Raw genomic sequence first — 15036 nt, forward strand, 5'->3', positions numbered from 1 at the left:
CGCTTCTTACTAGAATTTTCTTATAATTCATGTTAATAAACCTTTTATAAAAGATAATAAAAGTTTAAGAATAATAAAAGAAGTAAATAAAAGCAAGTCTAGAATATAAAATTTCTTTCAAGTTTACAATAAAAGTAATTGATATTTAAAAGAATTAAAATAAAAACTTTAATAAAAACCGTAATTAACTTCATCAGTTAATTAATAAAAACATTACTAGACTTACTTACTATAGTTTTACTACACATCTATTTATACGTATAAAAGCTGTATTCAGGCTTTAATTACATTAATTTTTAAATGGTTAACTGACAGTATAGATGTTATAAATACACTTAGCATGCTCATTTATTGCATTATAACATATCTTAATATGTATTGCTAATAATTTAGCTAAAGCTTTTTTTTAATACCTTAGGTATTTTATCAAGAATATTTGATAAAGTTTGGATCTTTTTGTTTTGAGTTGAGAAATTTAGTAAATATGACAATTTATATCTTTATGTTTAATTGTATATTAAATAAATGAGAAACTAATGAAAAGTTTCTCATTATTTAATGGTTCAAATAATTAAAATGTCAATCTTGCACCAATTTCACCACCAAAATAACCAATATTAAGTGTAGCAACTGCAGATGTAATTGGAGGTGCTGTTGCAAGCTTAGCAACGTGTTGGACATCTAAATTTTTAAATTGATTGCCCATTACTTTATGGTAATATAAGCCAGCAAAGAGACTAATGTTAGATGGTAAAGAATAAGTGATACCTAACTTACTTTGATATGCAAATTTGATATGTAACACATCGAAAAATTCTATAGCATCTACTCCCACTCCTCCACATATGTAAGGTGATACTAATAAATTATTTAATGAGAAATCATAACAAACATTTATTATAACAGATGTTATAGACAACCCATCATTTCTCATTACGGTATGATAAATAGTATTACTACTTGCTTTTTCTTTGGGTTCAAATTTATTACTTGTGATATTCATTTCACGTGCCAGTGCAAAATAGCGGTAAGCATCTTTTATTTTAGTGTATCCTCCAGGATCTTTAACATCGAATTCCTCATAAGACCCTTCTACTTCAACTCTTGTGCCTTCGACAAATGTATAACCAATAGTTCCATTAAAGTTGACTGCGTTATCCTCAAATACAGCTGTGTAAGGGATAGTAAAATTTCCTGGATTACTAATGCCTACGCTAGCATCAGACTTAGTTTCAATAGAGTCAACGTCTTTTTTTAAAGCTATAAGGTTTTTAGTTATAACGTTTGTTTCTTTAACTGAAAAGCTACTGAAAACAGAAACACTAGGTTTATATTGCCCACTGATATATAATCCGTAGTGTTTGTTATTTGTAGTCTTTGAAAAAGATATATTAGGTAATGACAATAAGCATACTAATGCTGTATTTATTATAGTAAATTTAAGTTTATTATTCATAAAATTTTCTTAGTTATTTGTAATTAAAATATAAATCTCACTCCAATTTCACCACCGAGATAGCCAATATCAAGTGTAGCAATTGCGGATGTAAGGCTAGGATACTCTTCTAAATGATCTACATATTGAACAGGTAAATTTTTAAATTTGTTACCCATTACTTTGTGATAGTATCCATCAGCAAATAGATTAACATTTGGAGATACGGAATAAGTAAAGCCTAACTTACCTTGACAAGCGAACTTGATATGTAATGCATTAAGAAATTCTATAGCATCTATACCGATACCTACGCAAGTATAAGGTGATAGTGGTAGATTTGGAAAAGAAAAGTCATAACAGCCATTTATTGTAGCAGAGGAAATTGATATTCCATCATTTCTTATTACAACATAATGTACACCTTTTTGTGGTGGTGTATTTTCTTTTTTAATATAAATAACTGAATTTCTCTCACTTATATACATTTTACGTGCTAAAGCAAAATATCGATAAGCATCTTTTATTTTAGTGTATCCTCCAGGATCTTTAACATCAAATTTTTCGTAAGAGGCTCCTATTTCAATTCTCAACCCTTTGGAATAAAAGAACCCAAGCGTACTGCTGAAGCCAGCAAAATTATCTTGAAATTTTGGGACATAAAGAACTGTAAAGTTTTCTGGCATGCTAATACCTTTGTTATTTTCATAACTAATTTCAATAGAATCAATATCTTTTTTAAGAGCCATAAGTTGTTGTGTGTTAACGCTTGTTTCTTTTGCTGAAAAATTACTAAAAACAGAAACACTAGGATTATACTGCCAGCTAATATATAGTCCAAGTTTATTGCTGTTTGTGTTTTCTGCAAAAGAAACATGGGGTAGAGATAATATGTAAAATAATGCTACACTGAATGTAATTAATTTGTGTTTCTTGCGCATAAAATTTTCCATTTTTAGTTATAATTAAAATATAATTCTTACTCCAGCTTCACTACCAAAATATGCTATGTCAAGTGTAGCAACTGCAGATGTAACTTTGGGATTATCTTTCAGTTCATTTACATGTTGAACCTTCAGGTTTTTAAATTTATTACTTGTTACTTGATAGTAATATACGTCAATAAATAGGTTGATTTTACGTAGTAATTGATAGCTAACCCCTGCTTTGCTTTGATAAGCAAATTTCACATGTAAAGCGTCAAAAAATTCTATGGCATTTATACCAATTCCACCGCATAAATAAGGTGATACAGGTGGTAAGTCACTTAAAGAAAAATCGTAACAAATATTTACTATATTAGATAAGATAGATAACCCATCATTTTTCATGACAACATAGTGAATACCTGCTGGTAATGGTTCAGTAAGATTGTATGGTTTAAATGAATTAAGGTCTATTTCACGTGCTAAAGCAAAGTATCTATAAGCATCTTTTGTAGTGTACCCTCCAGGATTTTTAACATCAAATTTTTCATATGATAATTCTATTTCAATTCTTGGACCTTCAGCAAAAGAATAACCAATGGAACCATTGCAATTAGTATGATTGTCTTGAAATTCTGCAGTATAAGGGATTGTAAAGTTATCTGTTAGACTGATACCTTTGGTGGCACTAGTATTATCAATATCAACAGAATCAACATCTTGTTTAAGAGCTATTAGATGTTTTGTGTGAACGTTGGTTTCTTTTACTGAGAAGTTACTGAAAACAGAAACACTAGGTTTATATTGTCCACTAATGTACAGACCAGAATGTTTTTCGTTGTTTATTTTTGCAAAAGATATATTAGGCAATAACAACGTGCACATTAAAAATGTACATCTTATTAAGAACTGACTTTTATTATTCATAGAATTTCCCATGTTTGATTGTATTAAAGTGTGAGCCTTACTCCAATTTCACCTCCAAAATATCCAACATTAAGAGTGGCAACTGCAGATGTAATTGGTGGTTTATCATGAAGTTCTTTTACGTATTGAACTTTTAAATTTTTGAATTGGTCACCTATTACTTGGTGATAGTACCCGTTAGTGAATAAACTGATATTGTGAGATAGTTGGTAAGTAACACCCAACTTACTTTGAAAAGCAAGTTTAAGATGCAGCGCATCAAAAAATTCTATAGCATCTACACCTATTCCTGTACAAAAATAAGGTGATATTGATAAATCATTTAAAGGTAGATTATAGCAACCATTTATCATAATAGATAATATGGATAGCCCGTCATTTTTCATAACTGTGTAGTAAGCCTTGGCGTTATCTTCTTTAGGGCTAGGTGATGGCTCAGGTTCTCCCATTTTACGCGCTAGTGCAAAATAACGAAATGCATCATTTAAGATGTATTTACCAGGACTTTTAGCATCAAATTCTTCGTAAGAACCTTCAATTTCAATTTTTAGTTGTTCGGAAAAAGAATAACCAATAGCTCCACTAAAGTTGAATGCATTATCTTGAAAATCTGCAACATAAGGACAGTTAAAATTTGTTGCTTTGCTAATACCTTGAGCATTATCAACTGTACCAGTATTACCATTATTTATGGAAGTAGTATCAACATCTTTTTTAAGAGCTACTAGTTTTACTGTGTTAGTATTTGTTTCTTTTACTGAAAATTTGCTAAAAATAGAAACGCTAGGTTTATATTGCCCACTAATATACAACCCAGAATGTTTTGTACTATTACCTATGAAGTTTGAAGAAGATATGGCAGGTAATGATGATAAGCATATTAATGATGTACATATTATAAAGAACTTACTCTTACTGTTCATAAAATTTTCCATGTTTATTTATATTAAAATATGAATCTTACTCCAGCTTCACAACCAAAGTACCCAATGTTAAGCGTTGCAACTGCAGATGTGACTTTAGGTGCGTTTTGTAATGTGTCTACATGTTGAACATGTAAATTTTTAAACTTATTACCTTTTACTTTATGGTAATATCCATCAAGAAATAATCTTACTTCAGGAAATATTTGGTAACTAATGCCTACTTTACCTTGATAAGCAAACTTAACATGAAAACCATTGAAGAATTCTATAAAATCTCCCCCTATTCCTGCGCATATGTAAGGTTCTGCTTGTATATCATTTAATATCACGTTATAACAGCCGTTTATCATAACAGATGAAATTGATAACCCATCATTTCTCATTACAGTAAATTTTTCTGTATCGCTGGGACTATTAGTATTCTCTCCCATTTTACGTGCTAATGCAAAGTACCTATATGCATCTGTAGCAGCTCCTCCATCAGGATTTTTTACATCAAATTCCTCATAAGAAGCTTCTACTTCAATTCTGAGGTTTTCTGAGTAAAGGCATCCTATTGCTCCGCTAAAACTTATTTCATTGTCTTGAAATTCTGCATTATAAGTGGAGTTAAAATTTGTATTTAATTTAATATTAGTCATGTCAGTTTTGCTGTCTTTTTTCATCCCCACTAATTTTACAGTGTTATGATGAGTTTCTTTTACTGAAAATTTGCTAAAGTGCGAAACTCCTGGCCTGTATTGCCCGCTAATATACAGACTAGGTTTAAAATGTGTATGACTATGTACTTCCATAGAAGAAGCATCAGTTGACAACAGTAGATTTATCAATAGCGATATACCTATTAAAAAAAAACTTCTTTTATTACTCATAATATTCCTTTAAAACATAAGTCTGATTCCAACTTCTCCACCGAAATAACTAACATTAAGTGTAGCAATTGCAGATGTTGCTTTAGGTGCTTCACTAAGTTCAACTACATGTTGAACGTTTAAATTATTAAATTGATTACCTATAACCTGATGATAATAACCATCGATGAATAAGCTGCTTCTAGTAGAGAAAGAGTAACTAATGCCTAGCTTACCTTGATATGCTAACTTAATGTGTAAAGCATCAAAAAACTCTATGAAGTCTCCACCAATACCAATACAAACATATGGTGATATTTCTAAATCTTCTAAAGAGAGGTCATAACAACCATTAAATATAACTGAGGTAATAGATACCCCATCATTTCTCATTACAGTGTATTTTCCAGTGTCAGGATTATTACTAATGCTACTGCTGGTAGCTCTAGCTAATGCAAAGTACCTGTAAATATCTTTTACTATACAATCTCCAGGGTCTGTAACATCAAACTCTTCATAAGAACCTTCCAGCTCGAACCTTGCACCTGTACTATCAGAATAACCAATGGCACCACTAAAGCTAATGATGTTATTTTGAAATGTTACATTATCATAAGGAATATTGAAACTTGAATGATTTTTTAAGTTGTCAATAGATATTTCATCATGTTTTAACCCTATTAATTTTTTGGTGTAGTGATCAGTTTCTCTGACTGAAAACTTATTAAAATAAGAAAATCCTGGTTTATATTGTCCACTTATATATAGTCTAGAATATTTATCAATGCCATTGTTGGTTGTTTCTGAAAAAGATATGTTAGGTAATAATAAACAAGCTAATGTTATTCCTGTTGTAATAATTTTCTTTTTTCTCATAAAACTCCTTAAAATATAAATTTTAATCCAAATTCACCACCAAGATACTCGATATTGAGAGACGCTATTGCAGAAGTTACTTTAAATTCGGTTAAATCAGTGACGACATGTTCAACGTTTAAATTTTTAAATTGGGAACTTATTACCTTGTGGTAATATCCATCAGCAAATAAAATTGTGTTAGAAGATAATGGATAACTAATACCTATTTTGCCTTGGTAAGCAAACTTAAAGCGTATAGCACTAAAAAACTCTATAAAATCTCCACCAAATCCTGCACATATATAAGGTAATATCTTGGAATCATTTAAAGCAATATCATAACAGCCATTGATTATGATGGATACAACAGATATACCGTTATTCTTTATAATTACATATTTGTTTGTTGTAGGATATGTTTGATAGATTTGATCTTTTTCTCTAGCTAAAGCAATGTACCTGTGAGCATCCGTTGTTGTATAATTTCCTGGATTTTTAACGTCAAATTCTTCATAAGATCCTTCTACTTCAATTCTTGGACCATGATGAGCAATATATCCAACAGCTACACTAAAGCTAGCAAGGCTATCTTGAAATTTTGCAGTATAAGGAACATTAAAATTTTCAACTTGTTGTGTGGTGGCGCTACTACGTAAGATAGAACTAATACCTTGTTTTAACCCAAACAATGCTTCAGTATTAACATAAGTTTCTTTGACTGAAAAGTCACTAAAATGAGAGACACTTGGCTTGTATTGTCCACTAATATATAACCCAGTGTGTTTAGTATTGTATATGACATTATTTGATTCTGAAAGAGATTGAATAGGTAGGTATGCTGCTAAACATACTAACATTGATCCTAATATAAAGAATATTTTTTTACTATTCATAAGAATTTTCCTGATTATTTAATATATTTTTTGCCAAAATTTTATTACTGAAACTCCTGGTACTTTTGTTATGCTGATTTGATACAGAACAGATGTACTGAACGTATAACTCATGTTGATGGATGAGACCTATTGTATGTGTAGCATTAGAAAAATTATAACTTTTATAGGCAGATTTATAGTTACAGTATAACTTGCTAGAGTTTTTTTGTGTTACATTGTATTTTATAAAGTGCAAGCTATTAAAACTTAATATTCTATCTTTAATATTTCTACTATAAGAAAATGTTTCATAAGAACTTTGTGCACTTTTAGATTTTGAATATTTATTGCATAAGTTATACAAGTTAATGTTGCGAAGAACTGTAATATTATCTTTAGCATTTATTAATTTTTTTATGATATTACTCAAAATAAGCTTATATAATTTGGTAATGCGTATGGTAAAACTATTATAGTCTTCAACATTATTTAAAATTGATAAAGTAATGCAATCAGGAAGAATAGATGAAGAAAACATTGGTATATACTCTATAAACTTTGCTTTGTATATCATAGTGTAAGCTGCCATATATATACTTAGAGTATAAACCTTATTCCAGCTTCACCACCAAAATATGCAACATTAAGTGTTGCTATTGCAGAGGTTGCTTTAGGAAAGTCAGTAAGTGCAACAGCATGAATGACATTTAAATTTTTGAATTGATTGCCTATAACTTTGTGATAATACACATCAGCAAATATATTAAATCTAGAAGATAGGGAATAGTTAACACCTAGCTTACCTTGATATGCAAGTTTGATATATAAAGTATCAAAGAATTTAATAAAATCCTCACCAATACCTGCACATATATAAGGTGACACAACTAGATTATAAAAGGACATATCGTAGCAACTGTTAATCATAATTGATGCAATGGATAATCCACTATTTTTCATAACTACATATTGGTTGTTTTGAGTATTACCACTGTCCTGTGGTATACTTATAGTTTTACGTGCCAAAGCAAAGACGGCAGTATTTGTTACTTGATAGCCTTGAGTGGTTTTAACATCAAATTTTTCATAGGAAACTTCAAATTCAAATTTTAAATTTTCAGGATAAGAGTACCCAATAGCTCCACTAAAACTTGCAGCATTATCTTGGAATTTAGCAGTATAAGCACCTGAAAATTTTGTACCTTGTGTAATACTCTCCTTGAGGTCAATAGACCATCTGTTATCTGGTTGCAACATTACTAATTCTTGAGTAGCAAAATTAGATTCACTTACTGTAAAGCTGCTGAAATGAGAAACAGCTGGTCTATATTGTCCTGTAAAATACAGACCGCTAAAGTTATGACTTATATCATTGTGATTTATAACTGAAAAAGCTTTGATGGATAAAGATGAAAACAATGATAATAAAACAGTTCCTATTAAGAGAGATTTTTTGTTATTCATAAAAATTCCTTTGTTTAATTATTTTCAAAATACAAACCTTACGCCAACTTCACTACCAAAATACCCAATTCTGAGTTTAGCTATTGCAGAGGTAATATTAGGTGGGTCTTGAAGTGAGTATATGTACTTGACATGTAAATTTTTAAATGTATTATCCGCAACTTTATGATAATGACCACTAACAAAAATGCTTACAGAAGGAGATATAAGATAGCTAATACCAAACTTACCTTGATAAGCAAATTTAATATGCATTGTTTCAAAAAGTGTAATAAAATCTCCTCCAATACCCGCACATACATAAGGTGATATTTTCACATTGTTGAAAGAAAAATCGTAACAACCATTAAGCATAACTGATGCGATGGATATTCCATTGTTTTTCATGATAGTGTAGTATGACTTGTACTGAGTAGTACTACCACTCAACGTATTCTGATGAGCTTTTGGATAAAAGCTGCTATTATCAGGTTTATTACGTACCAAAGCAAAATATCTATTAGCATCTGCTGCGCAATTTTTGCAATTTGCGGCATCAAAATTTTCATAAGAACCTTCTATTTCTAATCTTGGTCCTTGACCTGAATAGTAACCTACTGCTCCGCTGAGATTTATTAGACTATTTCTAAATTTTGCAATATAGGGAACGTTAAATTTTGTGTTATCCTTTAATATGTGTTCTGTGGCATGTGTAACATCATTTGCAAGGCCCATTAATCCTGCAAATACTACAGGTATATGATAACTATTTTCTTCTATTATAAAATTTTTAAAATAAGGTATGCTCGGTTTATATTGACTACTTATATACATACCAACGTTTCGGGTAACTTCATGATCATGTATATATAATGTAAATGATTGAAATGGAAAGAGAAGTAGCAGAAATACTAATATTATATTTATAAAATTAAACCTTTGTACCATAGATATAACCTTATTTAATTAAATATAAACCTTACTCCAACTTCACTTCCAAAATAACTATCAATATTGGCAAGGGCAGATATAACACCTTGAAAAGCATTGATACTGATTGAATTCTGCAAGGGTAAATTTTTGAATTTATTTACAATAACTTTATGGTAGTGCACATTGAAAAATGGTATGACATTGCTATTTATTAGATGACTTAATCCTGTTTTTGCTTGGTATACAAGCTTAAAACTCATACCATTGGAGAATTCTATAACATCTACATCAACTCCTATACATAATAAATGTGATAATGCTCTGATATTGTTAATCAAAATGTCATAACAAGTATTGGCTATAGCAGATGTAATAGATAATTTATTATCTATTACAGTAATAAAGTCTTGAAAATCTTCATTATACATTTTGGAAAAATGTTTACTTAAATTTATCCTTAATGAGTCATTAGTATTTTTTATGTCATAAAAACCTTCTACTTCAGACCTTAATCCTTTGAAAGGATAACCAATAGTTCTGCTGAAATTAGTAGTACTATTTTCAAGTTGTATATTGTAAGGTATAGTACTATTAGTACTTGAATTTAAAACACTAATTTTGGTATTTTTTTCTTTAGAATAATGTTCTTGTATTAAAGAGTTACTACCCTGAGAAATACTTGGTTTATATTGACTACTAATATATAGACTTAAGAGCTTTATATTTTTTTCTATATTATATATTAATATTGCACAAGATACTCTAGGCAATAGTAAGAAAGCTAATGCTATTGTATATTTTATTACATAATTTATTATGTTACACATATAGCCCCTTAACTTTAAAATATAAAACTTAAACCAATTTCACTGCTAAAGTACTCTAAATCTAGAGTTAATAATGCAGTCACATCTGTTTCGTCTAGCTCATTATTTATTCTTTTTAATGCAACAGGCTGAATGAGTGGTAAGAATTCAAATTTATTTCCTATAACCTTGTGATATTGTCCACTAATAGAGAGAACTAATCTTGAAGTTATAGGATAACTTACACCAACTTTTCCTTGATAAGTAAATTTTACTCTCATAACATCGAAGATTTCTATAAAATCTCCACCAATGCCTAAGCATATGTATGGTGTGAAATTTTTATGTTTCGTTTCGCTGCATAAGTTTATTATATTAGATATAATAGATATACCGTTATTTTTTGCTACAGTATAATTATCTGTGTCTGGCATAACATGGTAGTAAGATTTACGTGGTATAGCAAAGAACTTGTGTCCTTCTCTGGAGTTGTAGTGCACAAGACGTTTTGTATCAAAATTTTTGTAAGAACCTTCAAATTCTATCCTTAAATTTTTTACTAATAACCCAATGGATAAAGCCAACCCTGATAGATCGTTATCATAAAATTTATAAGAATCTTTGTTATATAATACAGAAAAATTATGATGAGCTTTTAAGGAATCGAAAACAGTATTTGGTGCAACTGTATTAAATCCAATAGGAGCTTCTGTATCAAAATCTGTTTCTTTAATATGAAAATTCTTAAAGTTAGAAATAGTAGGTTGATATTTGATTGTAATATAAGACCCGTGAATATTGTTGCTTTGATCTATTGAAAATGCAAACCCAGGAAATAATAACTGAGCTAATGATATTGCAAAACTTAAATAATATAACTTATACATAAATATCACTCACTATTATGAAACGAATCTAATGCCAATACTACCGGTAAGAAAAATCACATTCAGTTTTGCTAACATAGTAGTGAATTCTTGGTAAGTAGTTGGTGACTCATAACTACTTAATTTAAATGTTTGACTTTGATCAAAAGGGTAGTCCACTAATAATCCGGAAAATTGATTATTCATGTGCCCATGGAAGGACCCATCTACAAAAAACGTTAAATTTGGAGATATAGCATAACTTACACCGGCTTTAGCTTGATAAAAAGATTTCAGACTTGTTTGTCCTAAGAAATCAATAAAGTCTCCTCCAACTCCAAGACATAAATAAGGTGCTATTTTTTTTGTTATCTTTAAAGTAAAGTCATAGCATGCATTAACTAAAAAGGGTGATAAGACAATGCCAGTATTCTTCATACAATGATAATGTGTAGGTTGTGAATTACTATTAATCGCAGTCCCTATGATAAGGTACTCAGTATCATAATTATAACCAGTAGTAACTTTAATACTGAATTTTTCATAAAAAGCTTCAAGTTCTATTCTAAAGTTATTTATTGAATACCCTACAATGCCACCTGCTCCAAGTAGGCTATCTGTATATGTGGGATGATAGCCTGGTATGAAATTACCCTTATTTTTCAATGCATCTAAAGTTGTTGGTCTGTCTGTTGCATGATGTAAAAGATTTTGTTGCTCTTGTGGGAGGGAAAGTAACCTATTAACTTTTGTTGAATAATATAACAGATTATTTTTTTTGTCTATCAAAGCAAGTATATTTGTTGCATTATCATCAAAGATTGAGAACCTATTAAAGCGCTGTGCGCCTGGTTTGTATTGCACACCTATATAAAAATGACCTATATTTTTTCCAATATTATGTCCAAAGTAATTATTATCAACTGCAAAGGATAATGAAGGGAAAAGAAATATAATACATGTTAATATAAAAGCCTTTGCATAATTCATGACTTAAACCTTAATAACTGCAACTTAGAAAGTGAAAATATGCTCTGCTTGTAAAGACAATTAGTAGTATTGTAATGCTTGCTAATGTGATAATTAGCAGAAAAATTTTTTAAACTATTTGTCAATACCTTAGAGTTGCAAAAAATATTTTTGAAATCAGCTAAAAAGATTATAGAAACCAACTTTGAGAAACTTAGACATAAGTAATCTATTATTTGACTACCAGAATAGTTGTTTGAAAAGTTTAAGAAGCAAACAATACTAGAAATTTTTTTTAATCTCAACAAGGTATGCTTGTGATTAAAATATTTTAACTGACTCTTGATATTGTTTAACCTGAGTAATTTTTTTACAGGTTGCTTGTTATATTCTATATCAGTAAAATTGTGTAAAGGGTGTGGTGATGCTAAAAGTAGTAGAACTTCACTTTGTGATACTTTGTTATTCATAGCATAACCTTTTTACATATTTACTTAGATAAGTAATAAACACACTAAAATATTATTTTATACCTATATACATATAAATACAAATATAAATTTGTCAAAAAATATTTTTACAATATAAACTTTATTCCAACACTCCCTCCGTAATACGCAATGCTTAATATAGCTGATGCTGTAGTAAGTGAATGCGGTTGAGGTAATGTTATTGTGGGAGGCTCTTGTTGCGTATAATTTAGAGGAAGCTGCTCAAATTTTTTACCAAATAAACCATGATAGTAAACCTCTGTAAAGACTGATGTTCTATGAGAAATAGTGTAACTAGCCCCTAGCTTGGCTTGATATGAAAACTTTGTAGTGTATTTACTTAGAAAATCTACTATATCTATTCCAAACCCTAAACATGAGTATGTTATTATATTATGTGCGCGTGTAAGTACATCATGGCAAGCATTAATTAAAGCTGAAGTAGTTGAAATACCATTGTTTATTAAAGTAACATGTGTATACTGCTGTGTAGTTGGTTGTTTAAACTTTAGTGCAAAATATTTTTCGAATCCAACTCTTTTATATCCTTCATTTTTTAAGTGAAAAACTTCATGAAAAATCTCTGATTCTATTCTGAAATTTTTATTATAGTAGTAGCCAAATATTGCAGAAAAACCTAACCTATTGTTCTCATAATGTGGATCGTATTTTATGTTAAAGTTATCTATTGTTTGAATAGCGGTCAGTGGGTCATCTGTTTTATCATGTTGCAATGCAAGCACTTCTATAGTCTTTATTGGATCACTTGCTTTTGTATTTTCTTTTATAAGAAGATTTGATAGATGATTCCTGGCTGGTTTATATTGAATACCAAAATATACAGAATTGTGATCGTTTAGAACCAATGCTGAAGAAACATGTGATGTAAATAATATTAATGCAATATACAAAAGGAAAAATTTATTATTCATGCACCTAAACCTTAATAATTTTCAAGTAACTACACATTTACAACTATAAGTAAATATACTAAAAATGAATTAAGTCAACAAAACTAATTATTATATTTTATGAAATGGTTTGAATGTTATTGAAAGTATGACATATAGCAATTTGCAATAGTTGCTTATATTAGAAAAAAATGTTTGACTAAAAAAATTGTCAAATACAATTAAGTAATGGATGTATTTATTTGAAATATCTCTAAGTAGTTGGTACATGTGATTCTTGTGTTAACAGAAATACAGTGTGGTTTTAATGTTGTATTATTAGTAATGTGTGTATAACACATAGGAAATTTATTATCTAAAGTTAGTAAAAATAGTTGTTTTATTATCAAAGAGAACAGATTTTTGCATTATAAAGACATGTGTTGAAAACAGTTGAATTTTAGCAACTTAACTTTGTCATAATAACATTTATCATTGAGATGTTTTGTGCATGTTGATAATGACAATTGTTATACTAGTAGTGTCACTTGTTGTTTTTTATAATAAAAACAATATGCTAAGCATTATTTAAACTTAGAAAATGTTCAATCCAACTTTACTTAGATGTTTAGTATTTAGATTATTTACCGTATTTTACTATGTAAATTTGTTAAATAACATAATATCTTATGCCACATATCACATAATAACTAACACAGTAATTAACTTTTAGTTTTAGCAATTCTTAAATACTAAAGCTTATACTTTTGTAGAAAGTTATAAGATAAACCTCAGACCAACTTCGCAACCATAATTATCTGCATTAAAATAAACTGTAGGATCTATATGCTTTGGTGCTGCAGAAATTTCAACTGGATATTGGACTGATAAATTAGTAAAAGCATTATCCTTGGATTTTACATAATATCCATTTGCAAATAGAATAGTTTTTGGTGAAATTAAAAGTCCTAAACCTAATTTAGCTTTAAATAAAGTGTGGATATTTGTACCACCTAAAAACTTGATTATTCCTTGTCCTATCCCAATGCAGGCATTTGGTACTATAGAAGAACTACCAATGATCATGTCATAACAAGCGTTAAACATTAAAGAAATGGCGTTAAATCCTTCGTTTTTCATTACTACGTAATTGTTCTCCTTTGGTGGTGGTGGGTTATCACTGCTTTTAATCTCTGAGTCTTTGCTTAACGCAAAATACCTATGACCATCAGGGTTTTTATATTTTTGTTTGTCAACATCAAATCTTGTAAATGATCCTTCTAACTCAACTCTGAGTCCACCTCCTGAGTACCCAATAGCTCCAGAGAACCCTGTGTAACTTCTGTTGTATACAGGACTGTAACCCTTTTTAAAATCTTCTGCTTTTTTTAGATCTATTGTTTCAATTTCTTCTTTTAAGCTAAATAAAGTTAATTCTTTTTCTGACTTTTCATCTGTTTTGTACTTTGCAGAGATTGGACTAAATTTAGGAAAACCTATGTTGTATTGTGCACTTGCGTAAAAACCAGCCATCTCACTTTCATTTGAAAAGTCAATAGGAACTGGTGATGAAAAAGCATTAGATGCAAATAATGCTATAAAAGAAAAAACAATTCCTATAGCTGAGAATTTAATCATAATATTATCCAAATGACATAATAACTTCATATTAATAAAAACCATGCTTTAAGTCAAAAATAATACTTTAATATATGTAAATCTAATGTATTACGTAACATGCATAATTTAATTTACTCTTGTGCTGATGTTTTTAAATAAACACTTATTAGCATATCACAATCAACACGTACACAATAAATTATAAATATAATTGTATAAA

The 15036-nt window shown here is 29.4% G+C and carries 15 protein-coding genes; all 15 read right to left on the reverse strand.

Translation table 11 applies throughout. The annotated features are described in order from the left end of the window. Nucleotides 1-571: 571 nt before the first annotated feature. The 15 genes from DRF75_RS02590 to DRF75_RS02660 all read right to left on the reverse strand — a co-directional run bounded on the left by DRF75_RS02590 (nt 572) and on the right by DRF75_RS02660 (nt 14864). Entirely contained in the window at nt 572-1456 is an 885-nt protein-coding gene (locus tag DRF75_RS02590; RefSeq protein WP_129992605.1) for a P44/Msp2 family outer membrane protein, read from the reverse strand. A gap of 23 nt (nt 1457-1479) precedes the next feature. Continuing rightward, complete coding sequence (locus DRF75_RS02595) at nt 1480-2376, reverse strand: P44/Msp2 family outer membrane protein (RefSeq protein WP_240729884.1); 897 nt, start codon at nt 2374-2376, stop codon at nt 1480-1482. Nucleotides 2377-2400: 24 nt separating this feature from the next. Next, nucleotides 2401-3288, reverse strand: coding sequence for a P44/Msp2 family outer membrane protein (locus DRF75_RS02600; RefSeq protein ID WP_129992607.1), 888 nt, complete (start codon nt 3286-3288; stop codon nt 2401-2403). Between the two features lie 23 nt (nt 3289-3311). Beyond that, complete coding sequence (locus DRF75_RS02605; protein WP_129992608.1) at nt 3312-4211, reverse strand: P44/Msp2 family outer membrane protein; 900 nt, start codon at nt 4209-4211, stop codon at nt 3312-3314. 23 nt (nt 4212-4234) lie between these two features. Beyond that, on the reverse strand, nt 4235-5086 hold the full coding sequence (locus tag DRF75_RS02610; RefSeq protein WP_129992609.1) for a P44/Msp2 family outer membrane protein: 852 nt from the start codon (nt 5084-5086) through the stop codon (nt 4235-4237). Between the two features lie 9 nt (nt 5087-5095). Further along, entirely contained in the window at nt 5096-5941 is an 846-nt protein-coding gene (locus tag DRF75_RS02615) for a P44/Msp2 family outer membrane protein (protein WP_129992610.1), read from the reverse strand. 8 nt (nt 5942-5949) lie between these two features. Then, on the reverse strand, nt 5950-6816 hold the full coding sequence (locus DRF75_RS02620) for a P44/Msp2 family outer membrane protein (protein ID WP_129992611.1): 867 nt from the start codon (nt 6814-6816) through the stop codon (nt 5950-5952). Next, nucleotides 6809-7387 (reverse strand): hypothetical protein, encoded by a 579-nt coding sequence (locus DRF75_RS02625; RefSeq protein ID WP_129992612.1) that lies wholly within the window; start codon nt 7385-7387, stop codon nt 6809-6811. Before DRF75_RS02625 ends, DRF75_RS02620 begins: the two co-directional genes overlap by 8 nt. 8 nt (nt 7388-7395) lie before the next feature. Further along, nucleotides 7396-8262, reverse strand: coding sequence for a P44/Msp2 family outer membrane protein (locus DRF75_RS02630; protein WP_129992613.1), 867 nt, complete (start codon nt 8260-8262; stop codon nt 7396-7398). A gap of 24 nt (nt 8263-8286) precedes the next feature. Continuing rightward, nucleotides 8287-9189, reverse strand: a complete 903-nt coding sequence (locus DRF75_RS02635) for a P44/Msp2 family outer membrane protein (RefSeq protein ID WP_129992614.1) — start codon at nt 9187-9189, stop codon at nt 8287-8289. 14 nt (nt 9190-9203) lie between these two features. Next, nucleotides 9204-10001 (reverse strand): P44/Msp2 family outer membrane protein, encoded by a 798-nt coding sequence (locus DRF75_RS02640; RefSeq protein WP_129992615.1) that lies wholly within the window; start codon nt 9999-10001, stop codon nt 9204-9206. Nucleotides 10002-10015: 14 nt separating this feature from the next. Then, nucleotides 10016-10867 carry a P44/Msp2 family outer membrane protein gene (locus DRF75_RS02645; protein ID WP_129992616.1) on the reverse strand — a complete coding sequence of 284 codons (852 nt, stop codon included), beginning with the start codon at nt 10865-10867 and terminating at the stop codon, nt 10016-10018. Between the two features lie 15 nt (nt 10868-10882). Next, entirely contained in the window at nt 10883-11836 is a 954-nt protein-coding gene (locus DRF75_RS02650; protein ID WP_129992617.1) for a P44/Msp2 family outer membrane protein, read from the reverse strand. A gap of 556 nt (nt 11837-12392) precedes the next feature. Next, entirely contained in the window at nt 12393-13238 is an 846-nt protein-coding gene (locus DRF75_RS02655; RefSeq protein WP_129992618.1) for a P44/Msp2 family outer membrane protein, read from the reverse strand. Between the two features lie 735 nt (nt 13239-13973). Continuing rightward, nucleotides 13974-14864, reverse strand: coding sequence for a P44/Msp2 family outer membrane protein (locus DRF75_RS02660; RefSeq protein ID WP_129992619.1), 891 nt, complete (start codon nt 14862-14864; stop codon nt 13974-13976). Nucleotides 14865-15036: the final 172 nt, after the last annotated feature.

This window comes from Ehrlichia minasensis, from assembly GCF_004181775.1.
GTDB lineage: Bacteria > Pseudomonadota > Alphaproteobacteria > Rickettsiales > Anaplasmataceae > Ehrlichia > Ehrlichia minasensis.

What these genes read in the sequence shown, in the direction of transcription:
- DRF75_RS02650 (WP_129992617.1), bottom strand. Translation starts at nt 11,836, where the DNA reads ATGAATTATGCAAAGGCTTTTATATTAACATGTATTATATTTCTTTTC.
- DRF75_RS02660 (WP_129992619.1), bottom strand. Translation starts at nt 14,864, where the DNA reads ATGAAGTTATTATGTCATTTGGATAATATTATGATTAAATTCTCAGCT.
- DRF75_RS02595 (WP_240729884.1), bottom strand. Translation starts at nt 2,376, where the DNA reads ATGCGCAAGAAACACAAATTAATTACATTCAGTGTAGCATTATTTTAC.
- DRF75_RS02630 (WP_129992613.1), bottom strand. Translation starts at nt 8,262, where the DNA reads ATGAATAACAAAAAATCTCTCTTAATAGGAACTGTTTTATTATCATTG.
- DRF75_RS02600 (WP_129992607.1), bottom strand. Translation starts at nt 3,288, where the DNA reads ATGAATAATAAAAGTCAGTTCTTAATAAGATGTACATTTTTAATGTGC.
- DRF75_RS02640 (WP_129992615.1), bottom strand. Translation starts at nt 10,001, where the DNA reads ATGTGTAACATAATAAATTATGTAATAAAATATACAATAGCATTAGCT.
- DRF75_RS02645 (WP_129992616.1), bottom strand. Translation starts at nt 10,867, where the DNA reads ATGTATAAGTTATATTATTTAAGTTTTGCAATATCATTAGCTCAGTTA.
- DRF75_RS02655 (WP_129992618.1), bottom strand. Translation starts at nt 13,238, where the DNA reads ATGAATAATAAATTTTTCCTTTTGTATATTGCATTAATATTATTTACA.
- DRF75_RS02610 (WP_129992609.1), bottom strand. Translation starts at nt 5,086, where the DNA reads ATGAGTAATAAAAGAAGTTTTTTTTTAATAGGTATATCGCTATTGATA.
- DRF75_RS02590 (WP_129992605.1), bottom strand. Translation starts at nt 1,456, where the DNA reads ATGAATAATAAACTTAAATTTACTATAATAAATACAGCATTAGTATGC.
- DRF75_RS02635 (WP_129992614.1), bottom strand. Translation starts at nt 9,189, where the DNA reads ATGGTACAAAGGTTTAATTTTATAAATATAATATTAGTATTTCTGCTA.
- DRF75_RS02625 (WP_129992612.1), bottom strand. Translation starts at nt 7,387, where the DNA reads ATGGCAGCTTACACTATGATATACAAAGCAAAGTTTATAGAGTATATA.
- DRF75_RS02615 (WP_129992610.1), bottom strand. Translation starts at nt 5,941, where the DNA reads ATGAGAAAAAAGAAAATTATTACAACAGGAATAACATTAGCTTGTTTA.
- DRF75_RS02620 (WP_129992611.1), bottom strand. Translation starts at nt 6,816, where the DNA reads ATGAATAGTAAAAAAATATTCTTTATATTAGGATCAATGTTAGTATGT.
- DRF75_RS02605 (WP_129992608.1), bottom strand. Translation starts at nt 4,211, where the DNA reads ATGAACAGTAAGAGTAAGTTCTTTATAATATGTACATCATTAATATGC.